The 16,611-nt window shown below is 53.9% G+C and carries 17 protein-coding genes; 14 read left to right on the top strand and 3 right to left on the bottom strand.

Annotation, left to right across the window (positions count from 1 at the left end; genetic code table 11):
• Positions 1–25: 25 nt before the first annotated feature.
• Positions 26–895, bottom strand: coding sequence for a folate-binding protein YgfZ (locus Q8W22_RS07370; protein ID WP_305451950.1), 870 nt, complete (start codon positions 893–895; stop codon positions 26–28).
• A gap of 177 nt (positions 896–1,072) precedes the next feature.
• On the opposite strand from Q8W22_RS07370, the gene Q8W22_RS07365 reads away from it, so the two are divergent.
• A complete protein-coding gene (locus Q8W22_RS07365; RefSeq protein ID WP_303433417.1) occupies positions 1,073–1,327 on the top strand; it encodes a succinate dehydrogenase assembly factor 2 in 255 nt (84 codons plus the stop codon).
• On the top strand, positions 1,311–1,739 hold the full coding sequence (locus tag Q8W22_RS07360) for a hypothetical protein (RefSeq protein ID WP_305451949.1): 429 nt from the start codon (positions 1,311–1,313) through the stop codon (positions 1,737–1,739). Before Q8W22_RS07365 ends, Q8W22_RS07360 begins: the two co-directional genes overlap by 17 nt.
• Positions 1,740–1,766: 27 nt before the next feature.
• On the opposite strand, the gene nadB is transcribed toward Q8W22_RS07360, so the two are convergent.
• Positions 1,767–3,392 carry an L-aspartate oxidase gene (nadB, locus tag Q8W22_RS07355; RefSeq protein ID WP_303433413.1) on the bottom strand — a complete coding sequence of 542 codons (1,626 nt, stop codon included), beginning with the start codon at positions 3,390–3,392 and terminating at the stop codon, positions 1,767–1,769.
• A 191-nt stretch (positions 3,393–3,583) separates the two neighbouring features.
• Here nadB and rpoE point away from each other — a divergent pair, with 191 nt between their 5' ends.
• The 12 genes from rpoE to acpS all read left to right on the top strand — a co-directional run bounded on the left by rpoE (position 3,584) and on the right by acpS (position 13,687).
• Complete coding sequence (rpoE, locus tag Q8W22_RS07350; RefSeq protein WP_303433412.1) at positions 3,584–4,171, top strand: RNA polymerase sigma factor RpoE; 588 nt, start codon at positions 3,584–3,586, stop codon at positions 4,169–4,171.
• Positions 4,172–4,191: 20 nt separating this feature from the next.
• Entirely contained in the window at positions 4,192–4,920 is a 729-nt protein-coding gene (locus Q8W22_RS07345) for a sigma-E factor negative regulatory protein (RefSeq protein WP_305451948.1), read from the top strand.
• Complete coding sequence (locus Q8W22_RS07340) at positions 4,917–5,936, top strand: MucB/RseB C-terminal domain-containing protein (RefSeq protein ID WP_305451947.1); 1,020 nt, start codon at positions 4,917–4,919, stop codon at positions 5,934–5,936. The genes Q8W22_RS07345 and Q8W22_RS07340 overlap by 4 nt, the downstream gene beginning before the upstream one ends.
• Before the next feature lie 6 nt (positions 5,937–5,942).
• Positions 5,943–6,365: a SoxR reducing system RseC family protein gene (locus Q8W22_RS07335; RefSeq protein ID WP_305451946.1), complete on the top strand. Its 423-nt coding sequence runs from the start codon at positions 5,943–5,945 to the stop codon at positions 6,363–6,365.
• A gap of 96 nt (positions 6,366–6,461) precedes the next feature.
• On the top strand, positions 6,462–7,856 hold the full coding sequence (locus tag Q8W22_RS07330; RefSeq protein WP_303433406.1) for a DegQ family serine endoprotease: 1,395 nt from the start codon (positions 6,462–6,464) through the stop codon (positions 7,854–7,856).
• A 162-nt stretch (positions 7,857–8,018) separates the two neighbouring features.
• Positions 8,019–9,818, top strand: coding sequence for a translation elongation factor 4 (gene lepA, locus Q8W22_RS07325; protein ID WP_303433405.1), 1,800 nt, complete (start codon positions 8,019–8,021; stop codon positions 9,816–9,818).
• Positions 9,818–10,177, top strand: coding sequence for a DUF4845 domain-containing protein (locus tag Q8W22_RS07320; protein ID WP_303433404.1), 360 nt, complete (start codon positions 9,818–9,820; stop codon positions 10,175–10,177). The genes lepA and Q8W22_RS07320 overlap by 1 nt, the downstream gene beginning before the upstream one ends.
• A complete protein-coding gene (gene rnc, locus Q8W22_RS07315; RefSeq protein ID WP_303433403.1) occupies positions 10,178–10,864 on the top strand; it encodes a ribonuclease III in 687 nt (228 codons plus the stop codon).
• Positions 10,861–11,757: a GTPase Era gene (gene era / locus Q8W22_RS07310; RefSeq protein ID WP_303433400.1), complete on the top strand. Its 897-nt coding sequence runs from the start codon at positions 10,861–10,863 to the stop codon at positions 11,755–11,757. The genes rnc and era overlap by 4 nt, the downstream gene beginning before the upstream one ends.
• Positions 11,757–12,449 (top strand): DNA repair protein RecO, encoded by a 693-nt coding sequence (locus tag Q8W22_RS07305; protein ID WP_305451945.1) that lies wholly within the window; start codon positions 11,757–11,759, stop codon positions 12,447–12,449. Before era ends, Q8W22_RS07305 begins: the two co-directional genes overlap by 1 nt.
• A 93-nt stretch (positions 12,450–12,542) precedes the next feature.
• Positions 12,543–13,280 carry a pyridoxine 5'-phosphate synthase gene (gene pdxJ, locus Q8W22_RS07300; RefSeq protein ID WP_305451944.1) on the top strand — a complete coding sequence of 246 codons (738 nt, stop codon included), beginning with the start codon at positions 12,543–12,545 and terminating at the stop codon, positions 13,278–13,280.
• Positions 13,280–13,687: a holo-ACP synthase gene (gene acpS / locus Q8W22_RS07295; RefSeq protein ID WP_305451943.1), complete on the top strand. Its 408-nt coding sequence runs from the start codon at positions 13,280–13,282 to the stop codon at positions 13,685–13,687. The genes pdxJ and acpS overlap by 1 nt, the downstream gene beginning before the upstream one ends.
• Positions 13,688–13,716: 29 nt before the next feature.
• On the opposite strand, the gene Q8W22_RS07290 is transcribed toward acpS, so the two are convergent.
• Positions 13,717–16,545 carry a response regulator gene (locus Q8W22_RS07290; RefSeq protein ID WP_303433393.1) on the bottom strand — a complete coding sequence of 943 codons (2,829 nt, stop codon included), beginning with the start codon at positions 16,543–16,545 and terminating at the stop codon, positions 13,717–13,719.
• Positions 16,546–16,611 lie beyond the last annotated feature (66 nt).

The following is a 16,611-nucleotide window of genomic DNA, read 5'->3' as shown; positions in this document are numbered from 1 at the left end:
GTGCCTTGACTTCGAGAGTGACGTGTTACTCCGCGGTTGCTGGACTGATAGCAAAAGGCAGTGGGGTAACCGTGATTGGCGTTCCATCGTCAAGGGTCAGAGGTTCTTCTGGCTCACCGTTCAAAACCAGTAAACCACCGGTGCCGTGCCAGCTGGCCACTTCGCCAACCGCTTTGATACTGGTCTTGACCGGGCTGAGCAAATCCGGAGTGGCTTCGTCCGCGCAGGTCGCTTTGACCAGTTGCTTCTTGGCTTTACCCAGATACTGCACTCGGGCGACTACTTCCTGCCCGGTGTAACAGCCTTTTTTGAAATTGACGCCATCCAGCTTGTCCCAAGCGATATGCTGCGGAATCCAGTGTTCAACACTTTTTTGAGTGACCCATACCAGCCCGGCCTGAATATCCTGCTGCTGCCATTCCGGCTGCGCTAATGGTGTGCTGTCTGGTGTTGTAGGGGCGGTATCCGCCCAGCATTCAATCCTGCCATCCGGCCAGTTCAGCAGTAGAGCATCGTGCTGTTTTTGCAGTGTGCGTTCGCTAACCGCAGCAGGTACGGATGTTTGATAGCCGAAGATGGCCGTTGACAAGGGAGTCAGTGACACCTTGTAAAAGACGGCATACTTGCTGAGGTGGCGCTGGAATAACTCCGTTACATCCGTCGCGAGCCGAAATATAAAGCGGTCATCCGTATGTGCCAGCATAAAGTTGGTCACCATACGGCCTTTGGCGTTACAGCAAGCGCCAAGGGTCCACTGGCCATCGGCCAGCCCGGTTACGTCACAGGTCAGTTGGCCTTGCAGTAGTCGGGCCGCATCCGGGCCGGTCACTTCCAGTAATGAAAAGTCTGACAAGCGGTTGTCTGTTGCTATTGGTGCAGTCGAGATCGTGTTCATAAATTCCTCCTTTCAGCCAGTGTACTCCGGTTTGTATTCGGGGTGCATGATTCGCATTCAATCTCTGTATGGCTGTCGCCTGAGTAAGTGACGGGGATGGTGTTGTTTTTGGTGTGCGTTGCAGGTTCAAGGATGGGGTGGCGCTGGTATACTGGCGCCATTGAACAGGAGAGTAATGTGATCGACGAAACTGAAGTTAAACGTCTGTGGTGGCACAGCCGTCGCGGGATGCTGGAACTGGACGTATTGCTGGTGCCTTTTGTTGAAAAAGCCTATCGCACCCTGGAGCGTGAAGACCAGTTGCGTTATCAGGCGCTGATTGATCATGAAGACACGGATTTGTTTGCCTGGTTTCTGGAGCGGGTGATTCCGGATGATCCGGAAATGCACAAAATAGTGGTGCGGGTACTGGAGCATGCACGCAACCCCTGAGCTATTGTGGCGGTTGCATTCCAGCCTCTGGCAAACCGTCCTGGATGTGCTGGCCTTGCTGACACTCTGCTCGCTGCTGCTGGTGTATCAGTATGGCGTGTGGCTGGCGTTGTCCGCGGGTCTGTTGGTATTGGCCATATACGCTGTCTGGTATGGCAAACAGGATCCGGTGGTTGGCTTGCAGAGGCTCAGCGTTATGGATGAGTCCGCCAGTATTCCTCATTGGCGACTGATCCATCGCAGTGGCCATACCCGAATGGTACGTTGGCGGGCAGGGAGTGTCCGGCGCAGCCATCTGCTGATCTTGCGTTATTCTGTCTGGCCCTGGCAGGGGCTGGTACTGCGCCGTTGTAATTTTGACTCGGAGCAGCACTTCAAGGCGCTGCAACGGGTGTTGTACAGCGAACTGTAAATTGCCACGGTTGGTTCTTGTGTAACGCTACAGCTCACCCAGTTCTCGTAAATGTTTGGCAGTGACGACGGTATCAAAGGCTCTTGGCAGTGGCTCTGGATAATCCCGGCTGTAATGTAGCCCCCGGCTTTCACGGCGCAACAGGGCTGAGCGGATGATGATATCGGCGACATCGACCAGGTTACGTAATTCCAGCAAGTCGGCGGTAACCAAGTGGTTGCTGTAAAACTCCTGGATTTCCTGTCGCAACAGTTGCACGCGGTGTTTGGCGCGTAACAGGCGTTTGGTGGTACGGACAATCCCGACGTAATCCCACATGAAACGCCGCAATTCATCCCAGTTGTGGGCAATCACGACGTCTTCATCGGAATCGGTCACCAGGCTGGCATCCCAGGCCGGTACATCCGGAATATCCGGTACCGAGTTCAGGCTTTCAATAATATGGGTAGCTGCTGAGCGGGCGTAAACCAGGCATTCGAGCAAAGAGTTGCTGGCCAGGCGGTTGGCACCGTGCAATCCGGTACAGGCCGTTTCGCCAATGGCATACAGCCCGTCGATATCTGTGCGGCCAAAATGGTCGGTGACGACGCCTCCACAGGTATAGTGCGAGGCCGGTACAATCGGAATGGGTTCATTCAGGATGTCGATGCCGAGTTCGAGGCAACGTTCCAGAATGGTGGGGAAGTGCTGGCGAATAAAATCGTCCGGCTTGTGGCTGATATCCAGATACAGACAGTTAGCTCCGAGGCGTTTCATTTCGTGGTCGATGGCACGGGCAACGATATCCCGGGGTGCCAGTTCGCCCCGGGCGTCAAAACGATCCATAAAGCGGCTGCCATCGGGCAGTAACAGCTTGCCGCCTTCACCCCGTACCGCTTCACTGATCAGGAAGGATGTGGCGACCGGATGGTACAGACAGGTGGGATGAAACTGGTTGAATTCCATGTTGGCGATACGGCAACCAGCGCGCCATGCCATGGCAATGCCATCCCCCGAGGCGATATCCGGGTTGGTGGTGTACAAATACACTTTGCTGGCACCACCAGTGGCCAGCACGGTGGCCCTGGCGGTAATGGCGGCAACCTTGCGAGTGTCCTTGTCGAGGAAATAAGCCCCGATACAGGCTTGGCCATCAAGTCCGAGCTTGTCTCGAGTAATCAGGTCAACGGCGATATACTGGTGTAACAGATGCAGGTTGGGTTGCTCTCTGGCACGCTCGATCAGTGTGTCGGAGATGGCCAGCCCGGTGGCATCGGCGGCGTGGATAATACGGCGGGCGCTGTGACCGCCTTCCCGGGTCAGGTGGAAACGCTGATCGCCTCCCTGTTCGGCAATACCGTCCAGGGTGAAGGGCACACCGCTATCGATCAGCCACTGGATGGCAGAGGCTGAGTTTTCTACCGTAAAGCGCACGGCAGATTCGTTACAGAGTCCGGCACCGGCAATCAGGGTATCAGAGACGTGGGCGTCGACACTGTCGGTGGCGTCGAGTACGCCAGCTACGCCCCCTTGTGCCCAGCGTGTTGAGCCGCTGTCCAGTTGGTCTTTGCTGATCACTGCCACTTGCAGGTGAGAAGGTAATGATAACGCCAGTGTCAGGCCAGCCGCTCCGCTGCCAATGATGAGGACGTCGAAGGTCAGTTGTTCGCTCATGGTCATCTGATTTCTGTTAACGATAGGGGTTTATAATGCCAGCCAAAGCGCTGACAGAATACGTGTCAGGGAAATATTCCTGAACTTTTCGCTCGGCGCCCAGTCTTCCATTTACAGCCACAGTGGAGGCCCGTACAGTGACCAGCGCAGCAATTTTGACAAAACAGCCCAAGAAGGCGTCGGAACAAGGCATGACAGATCATCAAAATACGGACCGGCAACTGGTCGCAAGGGTTCAGAAAGGTGATCGTCGCGCCTTTGACTTGCTGGTGCTCAAATATCAGCATCGTATCCTGTCTTTGGTTGGACGTTTTGTGTCCGATTTTGCTGAAGCACAGGATGTTACCCAGGAAGCGTTTGTGAAAGCCTACAAGGCTTTGCCCAATTTTCGCGGTGACAGTGCGTTCTATACCTGGATGTATCGGATCGCTGTAAACACTGCCAAAAATCATCTGGTCAGCCGTGGTCGGAAGACACCGACCCATGACATCGATCCGGATGATGCCGAATTTTTCGGCGATTATAGCCCTATGCGTGATATCGAAACACCGGATGGGTTGTTGCAACGGGACCAGTTGCGCGACGTGGTGTTTGGCGCCATTGAGGCATTACCCGATGATCTGCGTATGGCCATCACATTGAGGGAAATGGACGGACTCAGCTATGAAGAAATAGCTGAAGCAATGGATTGTCCAATTGGTACGGTTCGCTCCCGGATTTTCCGGGCTCGTGAAGCGATAGACAAGAAAATGCAGCCATTGCTTATGGCCACTGCGTGACGGTCTGGAAGGTAACAATAATGAACGATCGTATGAATGAATCTATCTCGGCCCTGGTTGACGGAGAAGCCGATGAACTTGAAGTTCGTCGGGCTTTGAACCAGCTTGAACAGGATGAAGAACTGCGTGAGCGCTGGAGCCGCTATCAGCTGATGGGCGCGCTGATGCGCGAAGAACCGGCCACTACGGTCGACTTGTCTCGCGGTATCATGCAAGCCATTTCAGGTGAGCCGATGGATGAAGTACCGGCCCGACAAACCGCTGCTCATGAGCCGGTTCCGGCTGTCGACGTTGCGGAAACCGAACACAGCCATTCATGGCGTAAACGCAGTGGCTGGATTGCTTCTGGTGCCGTGGCTGCCTCGGTGACTCTGGCGGTGCTGATGAGTGTCCGGGTGATGGATGGCGCAAGCTCGGTGCAACCGGTTTCTGTTGCGGCGGTGGATACACCCAGCCTGAATGTACAGAGTGCTGAAAGCAAGATGGTGGCAGGATCGGATATTGCCACAGACTCAGCCTCGACGCTTGAAAGTGGTTTTGGTCTGAACGGCAGCAATATCAGCCTGGTTTCCATGGATGCCGGCGAGCTTTCCGACACACTGACAGAAGAGCAGTTAAGCTCTGCCCAAAGCCGATTGCATGAATATGTGATGCAGCACAGTGAGCACGCGGCACTGAATACTGGCAGAGGACTGATGCCATTTGCCCGGGTTACCAGCTTTGAACAAGGCGGAGATGCCCAGCAGTGAGAGCCGCCTGGTGTGTTCTGACCCTGGGGCTGGCGCTGGTTAATCCCGTTAATGCCAGTCCGGCAGGTTCGGATAACCAGATTACCGATAACGCTATAGCCTCAGTACATGCCTCCGGTCCGAGACAGTGGCTGGCCCGCATGTCTCACGCCATCAAGGAAGTCAACTACCAGGGGGTACTGGTATTCGGCAATGACCGGCTCTGGCACACCATGGCCATCAGTCATGCGATGGTCGATGGTGTTGAATATGAAAAAATCTCTCATCTGACCGGCCCCCCCCGGGAAATCATCCGGGTCGGACAGGACGTCAGTTGTACCCACCCGGATGATCAGGCATTACGGATGTATGATCAGACCGCTAATCTGTTGTCTGGCATTGACCCGGATCTTCCGGCCCTGGGGTCCTACTACCAGATTCGACAAGCCCGATCCGAAAGAATTGCTGGCCGGGATGCCTTGCAAATCCAGGTAGTGCCGAATGATACTTTCCGTTTTGGCCAGAACCTCTGGCTGGATAAAGAAACCGGTTTGTTGTTACGATCGGATCTGGTTGACCAGTCGCGCCAGGTGATCGAGCGTTATCAGTTCGCCGAGATCCGTATTGGCCAGAGCATTCCATCCACCGAGTTTGATGCACCGCCAGACAGCCATCAGTATGTCTCTCATTTGGGAGCTTCAGCGGCGACGGCGTTAATCCAGCATCAGCAAGATTGGTATCCGGACTGGGTACCCCCTGGTTTTACCCGGTCAACGGAGTCCGATGCGACAGCGGGTGCAGCGTTATTGTACAGTGACGGTTTGTCGGCCTTTACCTTGTTTGTTGACCAGGTTGAGCAGGACTCCATGCCGGATATGAGCCGGCGCTGGGGCGCAACGGCGGCGGTGGTACGGCATCAGCGTGCTGGCGAACGCAGAATGAGGATTACAGTTGTTGGCGAGTTGCCGATGGCAACGGCCAAGCGTATTGCTTTGTCGGTACGTTATGCGGGTAATCATCCGATTTCAGAGAGGTAACCATCCATGCCACGTGAAATGGTTGAAGTAAAAGAAGTCGTAAACGGCGGCGTCTGGGTTGAAGGTCTGCAACAGAGCGCTTGTGGCAGTTGTAATTCACGGGCGGGCTGTGGTCAGGCGACACTTAGCAGTATGGGCAAGCCAATACGACTGTGGGTTGCCACAGAATACGTGTTGGAACCCGGTCAGCAAGTGGTGCTGGATCTGCCGTCTGGCAGTCTGGCTGCCAGTGCAGCGACGCTGTATGGCGTGCCACTGGTGGGATTGATTCTGGGAGCTGCGGCTGGCCAGACTTCTGGCGGTGATGTCGCTGCCTTGGTGGTCGGCGTTCTGGGGCTGGCAGGAGGCTTGTTGCTGGCGCGTTATATTGCCAATCTGAAACGCCAGCAATGGCTGCCGGCAATTGTTTCTGTGTGTTCGGAATTCTAGCCACAAAATCGACTCTATAATCTCTGCTTGTTACGTTGGTTCACCATTCCCTTGGTGTTAATCATGATCTCGTATTGCCGTTAAAAAGGGTTATCTATGACCAGGATATTCAAATTACTGTTTCCCGTTGTGTTATTGCTGGCATCTGCAGTGCACGCCAGTCTGCCGGATTTTCGTGATCTGGTGAAAGAAGCGTCACCGGCAGTGGTGAATATCAGTACGATACAGCATGTCAGTAGCGGATCCAGCAGTTCGTATCAGCAACGTTATGGCCTGCCGGAAGATGTTCCGGAAATATTCCGGCACTTTTTTGGCGTGCCGTCGCCTTCCCCTCGTGGAGAGCAGGAAAAAACATCTTTGGGCTCCGGTTTTATCGTGTCGCACGATGGTTATATTCTGACGAATAACCATGTGATTCAGGATGCCGACGAAATTATCGTGCGGCTCAACGACCGGCGCGAACTGGAAGCCAAACTGATCGGGGCCGACAAGAGTTCTGATCTGGCTTTGCTCAAGGTTGAAGCCGATGATCTGCCTATCGTCAGGATGGGAGACTCCGACGCTCTGGATGTGGGGGAATGGGTGGTGGCTATTGGCTCGCCGTTCGGTTTTGACTATTCCGTAACCGCGGGGATTGTCAGCGCCAAAGGACGCAGTTTGCCAAACGAAAACTACGTGCCGTTTATCCAGACCGACGTGGCGATCAATCCGGGTAACTCCGGTGGGCCATTGTTTAACCTGGATGGCAAGGTAGTGGGTATTAACTCTCAGATTTACACGCGTTCCGGTGGGTTTATGGGGGTGTCGTTCGCCATTCCGATTAACGTCGCCATGGATGTGGCGGATCAGCTAAAAGAAAGTGGCGCCGTAAGTCGTGGCTGGCTGGGTGTCGTGATACAGGAAGTCAGCAAGGATCTGGCAGAATCGTTTGGCCTGGAGAAAGCCGCGGGTGCACTGGTTGCCCAGGTGGTACCAGACAGTCCTGCAGAGCAAGCCGGATTGAAAAATGGCGATATTATTACCCGTTTTAATGGCGAAACCATTTACCTGTCATCAGATTTGCCGCATCAGGTCGGGCGGGTTCGTCCCGGTACTGAGGTCCGTATTGATCTGGTTCGTAATGGCAAACGCAAGCGCCTGAATGTGGAAGTAGGGACGCTGTCGAATGATAAAACACAGACACTGGCATCCAACACGACGCCGGGAGAGTTCAGTAGCGATGCAATCGGGGCGCTGGTTGCCGACTTGAACGACAGCCAGCGTCAGAAACTGGGCTTTGATGGCGTGCTGGTCAAGGCGATCAAGGATGGCCCAGCTGCGGTCTCTGGTTTGATGCCGGGAGATGTAATTACCATGATTTATGGCGAAAGCATTAATAATCTGGATGATTTCAAACGGGTTGTGAGTGGATTGCCAGGGGATCGTAGTGTGCCTATGCGTATTGTACGCCGCGGTTCGGCACTGTTTATTCCACTGCGAGTTCCGAAATAACCTCGCAACCGGGTGCAGATAGCGATACAACAACGGCAACGTCAGGTTGCCGTTGTTGTATCTGCAACCTGGTTGGCGATCCGGGTTGACTCTTTATTAGCCATGTATGACGCTTTCAAGTAAAATCCCGCCCCATTTCTTTTGCTGCCTGGATGTAATTCTGTGAGCCACCTGGACCACATTCGTAACTTTTCCATTATCGCCCACATCGACCATGGCAAATCCACGCTGTCGGATCGGATTATTCAGATCTGTGGCGGGTTGACCAACCGTGAAATGCAGCAGCAAGTGCTCGATTCCATGGATATTGAGCGTGAGCGTGGTATTACCATCAAGGCGCAAAGCGTGACGCTGGATTATGTTGCCAAAAATGGCGAGACCTATCAGCTGAACTTTATTGATACGCCGGGACATGTTGATTTCAGCTACGAAGTGTCACGTTCATTGTTTGCCTGCGAAGGGGCCTTGCTGGTGGTGGATGCTGCCCAGGGGGTTGAAGCCCAGTCGGTTGCCAACTGTTACACCGCCATTGAGCAAGGCCTGGAAGTGCGGCCGGTTCTGAACAAGATGGATTTGCCGCAGGCCGACCCGGACAAGGTTGCCCAGGAAATCGAAGATATTATTGGGCTGGATGCTACTGAAGCGGTACGTTGCAGTGCCAAAAGCGGCCTGAACGTCGAAGATGTACTGGAAGATCTGGTGGCCCATATTCCGCCTCCGGAAGGCAATATTGATGGCCCGCTGCAAGCCCTGATCATTGACTCCTGGTTTGATTCCTACCTTGGCGTTGTGTCTCTGGTACGGGTAAAGAACGGGGTTATGCGTAAAGGCGACAAGATTCGTCTCAAGAGTACCGGCAAGGATCATCTGGTTGATGGGGTGGGCATTTTCACACCCAAGCGCCACGAAAAGAAAGAGCTGCGTACCGGTGAAGTGGGTTATATGGTTGCCGGTATCAAGGACATTCATGGGGCGCCGGTGGGGGATACCATCGTTGGAGCCAAGTTCCCGGATACGGCAGCGTTACCAGGATTCCAGAAGGTCAAACCACAGGTGTATGCCGGTTTATTCCCGGTGAGCTCGGATGACTTTGAAAGCTTCCGCGATGCGTTGGAAAAACTCTCCCTGAACGATGCTTCGCTGTTTCACGAGCCAGAAAATTCTGATGCGCTTGGGTTTGGTTTCCGCTGTGGATTCCTGGGCATGCTGCATATGGAGATTATCCAGGAGCGGCTCGAACGCGAATACGACATGGATCTGATTACCACTGCGCCAACGGTGATTTATCAGGTGGTTACCCAGAAGGGCGATATTCTGGAAGTAGATAACCCGTCCAAGCTGCCAGATATTGGCTCTATCACGGAAATGCGTGAGCCGATTGCTGAAGCCAATATTCTGGTACCACAAGAATATCTGGGTAATGTGATCTCGCTGTGTATCGACAAGCGTGGCGTGCAGCTGGATATGCAATACACCGGCAGCCAGGTGGCATTGAAGTACGAATTGCCAATGGGTGAAGTGGTGATGGACTTCTTTGACCGCCTGAAGTCGGCCAGTCGTGGCTTTGCCTCGCTGGATTATAACTTCAGTCGTTTTGAAGCGGCGCCATTGGTGCGACTGGATGTGCTGGTTAATGGAGAACGGGTGGATGCGCTGGCAGTGATTATGCACCGTGATAATGTCCGCCGTCGGGGCGCGGCCTTGACCGAAAAAATGAAAGAACTGATTCCCCGGCAGATGTTTGATGTCGCGATTCAGGCGGCGATGGGGAATCAGGTAGTTGCCCGCACCACCATCAAGGCGCTGCGTAAAAACGTGACAGCCAAGTGTTATGGCGGTGATGTCAGTCGCAAGAAAAAGCTGTTGCAGAAGCAAAAAGACGGCAAAAAGCGTATGAAACAAATAGGCAGTGTTGAAATTCCCCAGTCAGCATTTCTGGCTGTTCTCAAGGTGGATGACTAATGAAAAAGCAAGCAGGCATGTCGTTTTACTCTGTCATTATGGTCTTGGTGATGGTTGGTGTGCTGGCCAAAGCGGCCATCGCCGTTATGCCCATGTATTGGGATGACCGCATGTTGCAGCAGGTGCTGGATACCTTGCATAGTTCAAAAACCATCACGGCGACCACGTCGGTCAAAGAAGTACACAAGGTCATGGCAGCGCGTATCAGCTCCAACAACCTGAATATTACTATCGATGACATGGTAGTGATGCGCACCAAAGGCGCAGTGACCATCGACTGGACTTACGAAGTCAAAGAACATTTCATGGGCAACCTGTATGTTATTGGCCAATTTACTCATCATGAAGAATTTCAATAAGTGAATGACCCTCTGTTAAAACTTTCCCAGCGCCTGGGCTACACCTTTAAAAATGAACAACTGGTGACTCTGGCGCTTACCCACCGCAGTAAAGGTGGTACCAACAACGAGCGCCTTGAATTTCTGGGTGACTCCATTCTTAATTTTGTTGTTGCTGAAGATCTTTACCAGCGTTTTGATCAGGCTCGTGAAGGCAAACTCAGTCGCTTGCGTGCCCGCATGGTCAAGGGTAAAACCCTGGCCGACCTGGCTCGTGAATTCGACCTGGGAGATTTCCTGATTCTGGGGTCTGGTGAACTGAAAAGTGGTGGACATCGGCGCGAGTCCATTTTGGCGGATACGGTAGAGGCTCTGATTGGTGCCATCTATCTGGACGCTGGCCTGGATGCTGCGCGTCGCTGTATTCTGAGCTGGTATCAGACCCGGCTGGATGAACTGTCTCTGGAAGACCCGATCAAGGACCCCAAAACCCGCTTGCAGGAGTATCAGCAGAGCAAACACTTGCCTCTGCCCAAATACAATGTATTGGCGTTGACGGGGCCAACCAACGAGCAGATATTCAAGGTCGAAGTCCAGATTCAGGATGCCGAACCCCAGGTCGCCGAAGGTGCCAGTCGTCGGGCTGCAGAACAGGCTGCGGCGATGCAAGTACTGACCGAGCTCGGTATCCGAGAGGAAGAAAAATGACACAACGCACCGGGTTTGTTGCCATCGTCGGTCGCCCCAATGTGGGCAAGTCGACACTGCTCAATCGTATTCTCGGGCAGAAACTGTCCATTACCTCCCGCAAGCCACAAACCACTCGCCACCAGATTCTGGGTATCAAGACAGAAGAGGATGTGCAGGTGGTATATGTCGATACACCAGGCATACACCTGCATCAGGAAAAAGCCATCAACCGCTATATGAACAAGGCGGCCACAACGGCAGTAAAAGATGTTGATCTGGTTGTTATGGTCGTCGACCGGACGCGCTGGACGGAAGAAGACGACCTGGTGTTACAAGCCGTCAGCCAACAGCGGGCGCCGGTGGTGCTGGTGGTCAACAAGGTCGACTTTATCAAGGATAAAGACGAAGAATTGCTGCCGTATCTGCAAACCCTGTCCGAGCGGTATGCCTTCGCCCAGATCGTTCCACTGAGCGCCAAAACCGGCCGTAACGTCGATCGGCTGGAATCCTTGATCAACAGTTATTTGCCAGAAGCCGGGTATTTTTATCCGGAAGACCAGATTACTGATCGCAGCTCCCGCTTTCTGGCGGCAGAACTGGTGCGCGAAAAAATCATGCGTCAGCTGGGAGATGAGCTTCCTTACGCTATGACGGTTGAAATCGAAGAGTTTACCCACGACGGTCGGCTGGCAGAAATCAGCGCCCTGATTCTGGTCGAACGCTCATCGCAAAAGCGTATTGTGATCGGTGATGCTGGCTCTCGTATCAAACAAATTGGCCAGGATGCCCGTAAGGATATGGAGATTCTGTTCGACTGCAAGGTGATGCTGAACCTGTGGGTCAAGGTCAAAGCCAACTGGTCTGATGATGAGCGTGCCTTGCGTAGTTTGGGTTACGACGACCGCGTCTGATGCAAGCACTGGTGGTGTTACACCGGCAACCGGCCGGAGAATCCGGCTGGTTGCTGTCTGCCCTGTGTGAGCAAGACGGTTTTCAGCTGTTGCTGGCTCCCCGGCGCAAAACATTGCACCTGCACCAGGTTTATCAAGGGGTCTGGCAAGCCGAACAGGATTGGCCCCGATTGGTGCTGGCTGACCCTCAGCAGACGTTTTTCCTGACAGGAGAGGCGCTGTTTTGTACCGCTTACCTGAACGAGCTGTTGTTACGTCTGTTACCTCAGGGTGAATCGTTTCCCGGCTTGTATCAGCGTTATACCCATACCTTGAGGGCACTGGCCGACGGGCAGGCAGCGGAACCCTGGTTGCGTATGTTTGAGTATCAGCTGCTGTCGGATTTGGGGCTGGGTTTTCATTGGCATCGGGATCAGACTGGCGCTGCAATCCAGGCATCGGCTTATTATGCTTTTGAAGCGCAGGCCGGGTTTGCAGTAACCCGAGATCCTGCTGGTTTCCCCGGCTCGATATTACTGGCGATTCATCAGGGCCAGTTAGGCATAACCGAACTGCGGCTGGCCAAGTGGGTATTGCGGCAGGCGTTATCGGAATGCTTGTCACGGCCGCTAAACAGCCGTCGCTTGTTTGACCTGCCTGGTCATACTGCACAGGCACCGGATGCCGGATGCCGGACGCCTCGCTGCTGTTAAATTCCCCGCCGGTGATTTACCCTCTGATTGTCATTGAGCTGTTCAAAGACTGCTTGTTCAGTGACTTATCCCCTATTGATTGAGGAAATTGTTGTGATTAAAAACGGCCGTGTTCTTCTTGGCGTTAATATCGATCATATAGCCACTTTGCGGCAGGCTCGTGGTACCCGTTACCCTGACCCGGTACAGGCTGCTTTTGTGGCTGAGCAGGCGGGTGCTGATGGTATTACCATTCATCCCCGTGAAGACCGTCGTCATATCCAGACCCGCGATGTGTACGTCTTGAAAGAAACTCTGACTACGCGCATGAATCTGGAAATGGCCGTTACCGAAGCCATGTTGCAACTGGCAGAAGAAGTAGAGCCGGAATGTGTTTGTCTTGTGCCAGAAAAGAGAGAAGAACTGACCACAGAAGGTGGCCTGGATGTGATAGGGCAAGAAGACCAAATCCGGAAAGCCGTGTCCCGTTTGCAACAGGTCGGCAGTGTGGTGTCCTTGTTTATCGACCCGGATACCGCCCAGATTGACGCTGCGGTTCGCACAGGAGCCCCTGTGATTGAGTTGCACACCGGTCGTTATGCCGATGCCTCCGCCGCTGTGGTTGATGAAGAGCTGCAGCGGATTCAGGAAGCGGCGCGTTATGCTCATGGCTGTGGATTGGTGGTTAATGCCGGACATGGCCTGAACTACCACAATGTGGAGCCAATCGCGGCTATTGCTGAAATCAATGAATTGAATATCGGCCATGGGATTGTTGCCCAGGCGCTGTTTGTTGGTATGGAACGAGCGGTTGCCGAGATGCGTAGCTTGTTGGCTGCTGCTTCAGCGTGATGCCAGACAGCCTGCCCGTTGGCGAGTCAGCGGTGGTTGGTGTCGGCACGGATATCCTTCAGGTGGAGCGTATCGGGCTGGTCTTTCGACGTAATGGTGAGCGATTGGTGACGCGTATCCTGACGCCGGCGGAGCAGGCCTTGTGGCGACAACGTGGTGGCACGGTGAACTTCCTTGCCAAGCAGTTTGCCGCCAAGGAAGCCCTCGCCAAGGCACTGGGTACCGGGATTGCCAAAGGAGTGGGGTTCCAGCAGCTGGAGGTGTTGCGGAGCGCTGCAGGGGCGCCGCGCGTGTCACTCTACGGCGCGGCCGCCGACCGCTTGCAACAGCTGGGAGGCAAACAGGCCTGGGTCAGCTTGTCGGATGAGGAAGCGCTGGTATTGGCATTTGCGGTGCTGTCCCGTTAATCCAGACAGTGGGTTGAGGTTTCGGTGATTTAATCCCGGTTACTGTTACTGAGGTCGCTGCGCCAGTCGTGCTGATCTGCCCATTGTTGCAGTTTTTCAGCGCTTTCAATCATCGCTCGCAACCGTCCTGGCAAGTGACTGTGTTGTTTGCATTTGAGTGCTGTCTCAAGCGCATCAAGATCATGTCGCAGGGCCGGTATGCCGCAATAACGTGAGGCGCCATGCAGACGGTGCACTGCGGCCTGCAAATCTTCCAGTGCTTCTTCTTCCCACAGTGTGCGGATGTTCATGATCTCTTTGGGTAATGATGTCAGCAGCATTTCCATCATGTCACACGCCAGGCCAGGTTTGCCGCTGGCACAGCGCAAGGCCAGCTCCAGCGAAAACAGACAGGGCTGATCGGTTTGCTCACCTTGCTGTCGGTTATCGGCGCTTGTTTCTGCCGCTGTTTGCATCGGCTCCGTCGGTGGCATATACCCTGTCCAGCGATGAATGCACTGCACCAGCTGATCCATGGAGATCGGTTTGGTTTGATAGTCGTTCATACCATTATTGAGCAGTTGCTGGCGTTCATCGGCCATGGCGTGAGCGGTGAGGGCAATGACAGGAATACTTTGTTTGTTTGGTAACAAACGAATTTTGCGGGTGGCTTCCAGGCCATTCATCCCCGGCATCTGAATATCCATAAACACAAGATCAATAGATTGCTGCTGGATAATCTGGATGGCCTCCTGGCCAGAGGAGGCACCATAAGTGGGTAAGCCAAGCTCTCTCAGTAGTGTGACCACCAAACGTAAATTGGCTTCATTATCGTCGACTGCCAGCACGTGTGGAGGTAGGCCACTGGCCTGGTTGAGTTGATGCAGGGCCGTGGAGGGTTCGTCCTCTACGGACTCACCCTTCAGGATGCTGGCCAGTAGCGCGTGCAGTTTGCGGCTGCTGAATGGCCGGGTCATACAGGCGAATGCACCAATGCGGCGGAACTGATCTTGCTGGTCGTGATCGAGGCTGTCTATCAGGGTAATAATCGGAACATCATAGGGCAGCAGTTGCCGGGTAATTTGCTGGTATAAATTGTTGTTCAGGTGATCATGATCGACGGTGATAATAATGACATCCGGTCGATTGCCTTGAGCCTGTAGCCGTTGCTCCAGTTCCGGGATGGAGGAGCAGGGAGTACCAACCAGTTGCCATTCCTTGAGCAAAATACACAGGTTACGGTTACTACCCGGGTGTTCATCCAGTACCGCGATCTGGCCCGGTTTCAGGCTGCACAGCGGTGGCGGCGGGTTCTGGTCGATATCCGCACTGACGTAAAAACTGAACTCGGACCCCTCGCCTGGTTTGCTACTGACACTGATATCACCGTGCATGGACTGCACCAACGCGCGTGAGATAATCAGCCCCAGCCCGGTGCCGCCAAACTGGCGGGCGGTACTGGCATCGGCCTGGCTAAAAGCACTGAACAAGCGTTTCTGCTGCTCCGCTGACATGCCGATACCGGTATCCTTGATGGTAATACTGATGTTGGCCTGACTGTCGCGTACATTAATCAGACTGATATCAACGGCGACTGAGCCGGACGGGGTGAACTTGATGGCGTTCCCTACCAGATTGGTCAGCACTTGCTTCAGGCGTAATTCATCGCTGAGTAGTTGGCAGGGGACGTCGTCCGCGATCGAGAGAGACAGTGCCAGCCGTTTGTTGATGGCGTCCGGCGTCAGGGCAATCAGTACATCCTCGGTGAGCTCCCTGAGGTTGACCGGATTGTGCTCGATGATCAACTTGCCTGCTTCGAGTTTGGAAAGGTCGAGAATATCGTTAATGATGCGCATCAGGTCATCGGATGATTTGCGCATCGTGTCGATATAATCACTTTGTCGTTCACTGAGGGTGGTGCGCTCCATCAGTTGTACGTAGCCTTTAATCCCTGTCAGCGGGGTACGTAGTTCATGGCTGACATTGGCAAGGAATTCGGATTTCAGGCGGCTGGCTGCTTGAGCCTCTTGCTGGTCGAGCTGTAACTGGCGGTTACGGATTTCAAGGTCATCCATGGTTTCCAGTATGTCGCGCGTTGCTTCTTCGATCTGGCGCTGCTGCTCGACCGCGTTCTGATGCAGACCGGCGGCAAGACTGTTGATCGCACTGGCCATCTCACCCATCTCGCCACCTTCTTCAACCCGCACCCTGACTTCATGTTTGCCTTCTTCCAGTGAGCGGATTGCTTGCAGGATGCTGGTAATGGGACGGGAAATCAGGCGGCTGATATAAGCTGCCGAGATAAAACCGCAGATCAGCGCAAACAGAATAATCAGTATTGAGGAGGCGGCGTAATGGTAGCGCTGCAGGCGAGTGTTGTTGGATGATAATTCCAGCTCTGCCCATCCCAGTAACTTGGGTTCGGCCACCTGCTCGGCAAAAAACTGGGTGGATACCTGATCCGAAATAACCAGATTCTGTGCCAGTACCGGAGTGCGTACCCGTACCGACTCGCTGGTATGCATCAGATGTAATTGACCGCGCTTCAGTGTGGAATCGGACAGCTGGTGGCTGATCATTCGCGGTCCAGCGTGGGCCATCAATTCCATATCCTGGTTATAGATACTGACGGAACGAACGTCGGGCTCTTCCAGCATGTTATTGGCAATATTTTGCAGAATGGCCACATTGCCAATGGTGACGCCATATTCGCAGACCGGCGCCAGCTGTTTGGCCATGGCCAGTGCGCGTTGATCGAGCAAATCATTGAGGTCGCGGAAACGCTGGCTGATAAAATAACCGCCAAGAGTGACAGAGGCGATCAGGACAGGCACCAGCCCCATTAATAACGCGCGCTTTTGAATCTTCCAGGTTTTCATGGTGTTCGCCAGACAACCTGAACCAGCAGGTCGATAAATGAACCTGAAGAGTACTGAGTAATAGCG

Source organism: Oceanobacter sp. 1_MG-2023 (genome assembly GCF_030689025.1).
Classification (GTDB): domain Bacteria; phylum Pseudomonadota; class Gammaproteobacteria; order Pseudomonadales; family Oceanobacteraceae; genus Oceanobacter.
This window is presented reverse-complemented; position numbering and strand designations above follow the sequence as displayed.

Bases quoted from the DNA above. Each gene is read 5' to 3' on its own strand.
- Q8W22_RS07370 (WP_305451950.1), bottom strand. From the start codon at position 895: ATGAACACGATCTCGACTGCACCAATAGCAACAGACAACCGCTTGTCA.
- Q8W22_RS07360 (WP_305451949.1), top strand. From the start codon at position 1,311: ATGCACGCAACCCCTGAGCTATTGTGGCGGTTGCATTCCAGCCTCTGG.
- nadB (WP_303433413.1), bottom strand. From the start codon at position 3,392: ATGAGCGAACAACTGACCTTCGACGTCCTCATCATTGGCAGCGGAGCG.
- rpoE (WP_303433412.1), top strand. From the start codon at position 3,584: ATGACAGATCATCAAAATACGGACCGGCAACTGGTCGCAAGGGTTCAG.
- Q8W22_RS07345 (WP_305451948.1), top strand. From the start codon at position 4,192: ATGAACGATCGTATGAATGAATCTATCTCGGCCCTGGTTGACGGAGAA.
- Q8W22_RS07335 (WP_305451946.1), top strand. From the start codon at position 5,943: ATGCCACGTGAAATGGTTGAAGTAAAAGAAGTCGTAAACGGCGGCGTC.
- Q8W22_RS07330 (WP_303433406.1), top strand. From the start codon at position 6,462: ATGACCAGGATATTCAAATTACTGTTTCCCGTTGTGTTATTGCTGGCA.
- Q8W22_RS07320 (WP_303433404.1), top strand. From the start codon at position 9,818: ATGAAAAAGCAAGCAGGCATGTCGTTTTACTCTGTCATTATGGTCTTG.
- era (WP_303433400.1), top strand. From the start codon at position 10,861: ATGACACAACGCACCGGGTTTGTTGCCATCGTCGGTCGCCCCAATGTG.
- Q8W22_RS07305 (WP_305451945.1), top strand. From the start codon at position 11,757: ATGCAAGCACTGGTGGTGTTACACCGGCAACCGGCCGGAGAATCCGGC.
- acpS (WP_305451943.1), top strand. From the start codon at position 13,280: ATGCCAGACAGCCTGCCCGTTGGCGAGTCAGCGGTGGTTGGTGTCGGC.
- Q8W22_RS07290 (WP_303433393.1), bottom strand. From the start codon at position 16,545: ATGAAAACCTGGAAGATTCAAAAGCGCGCGTTATTAATGGGGCTGGTG.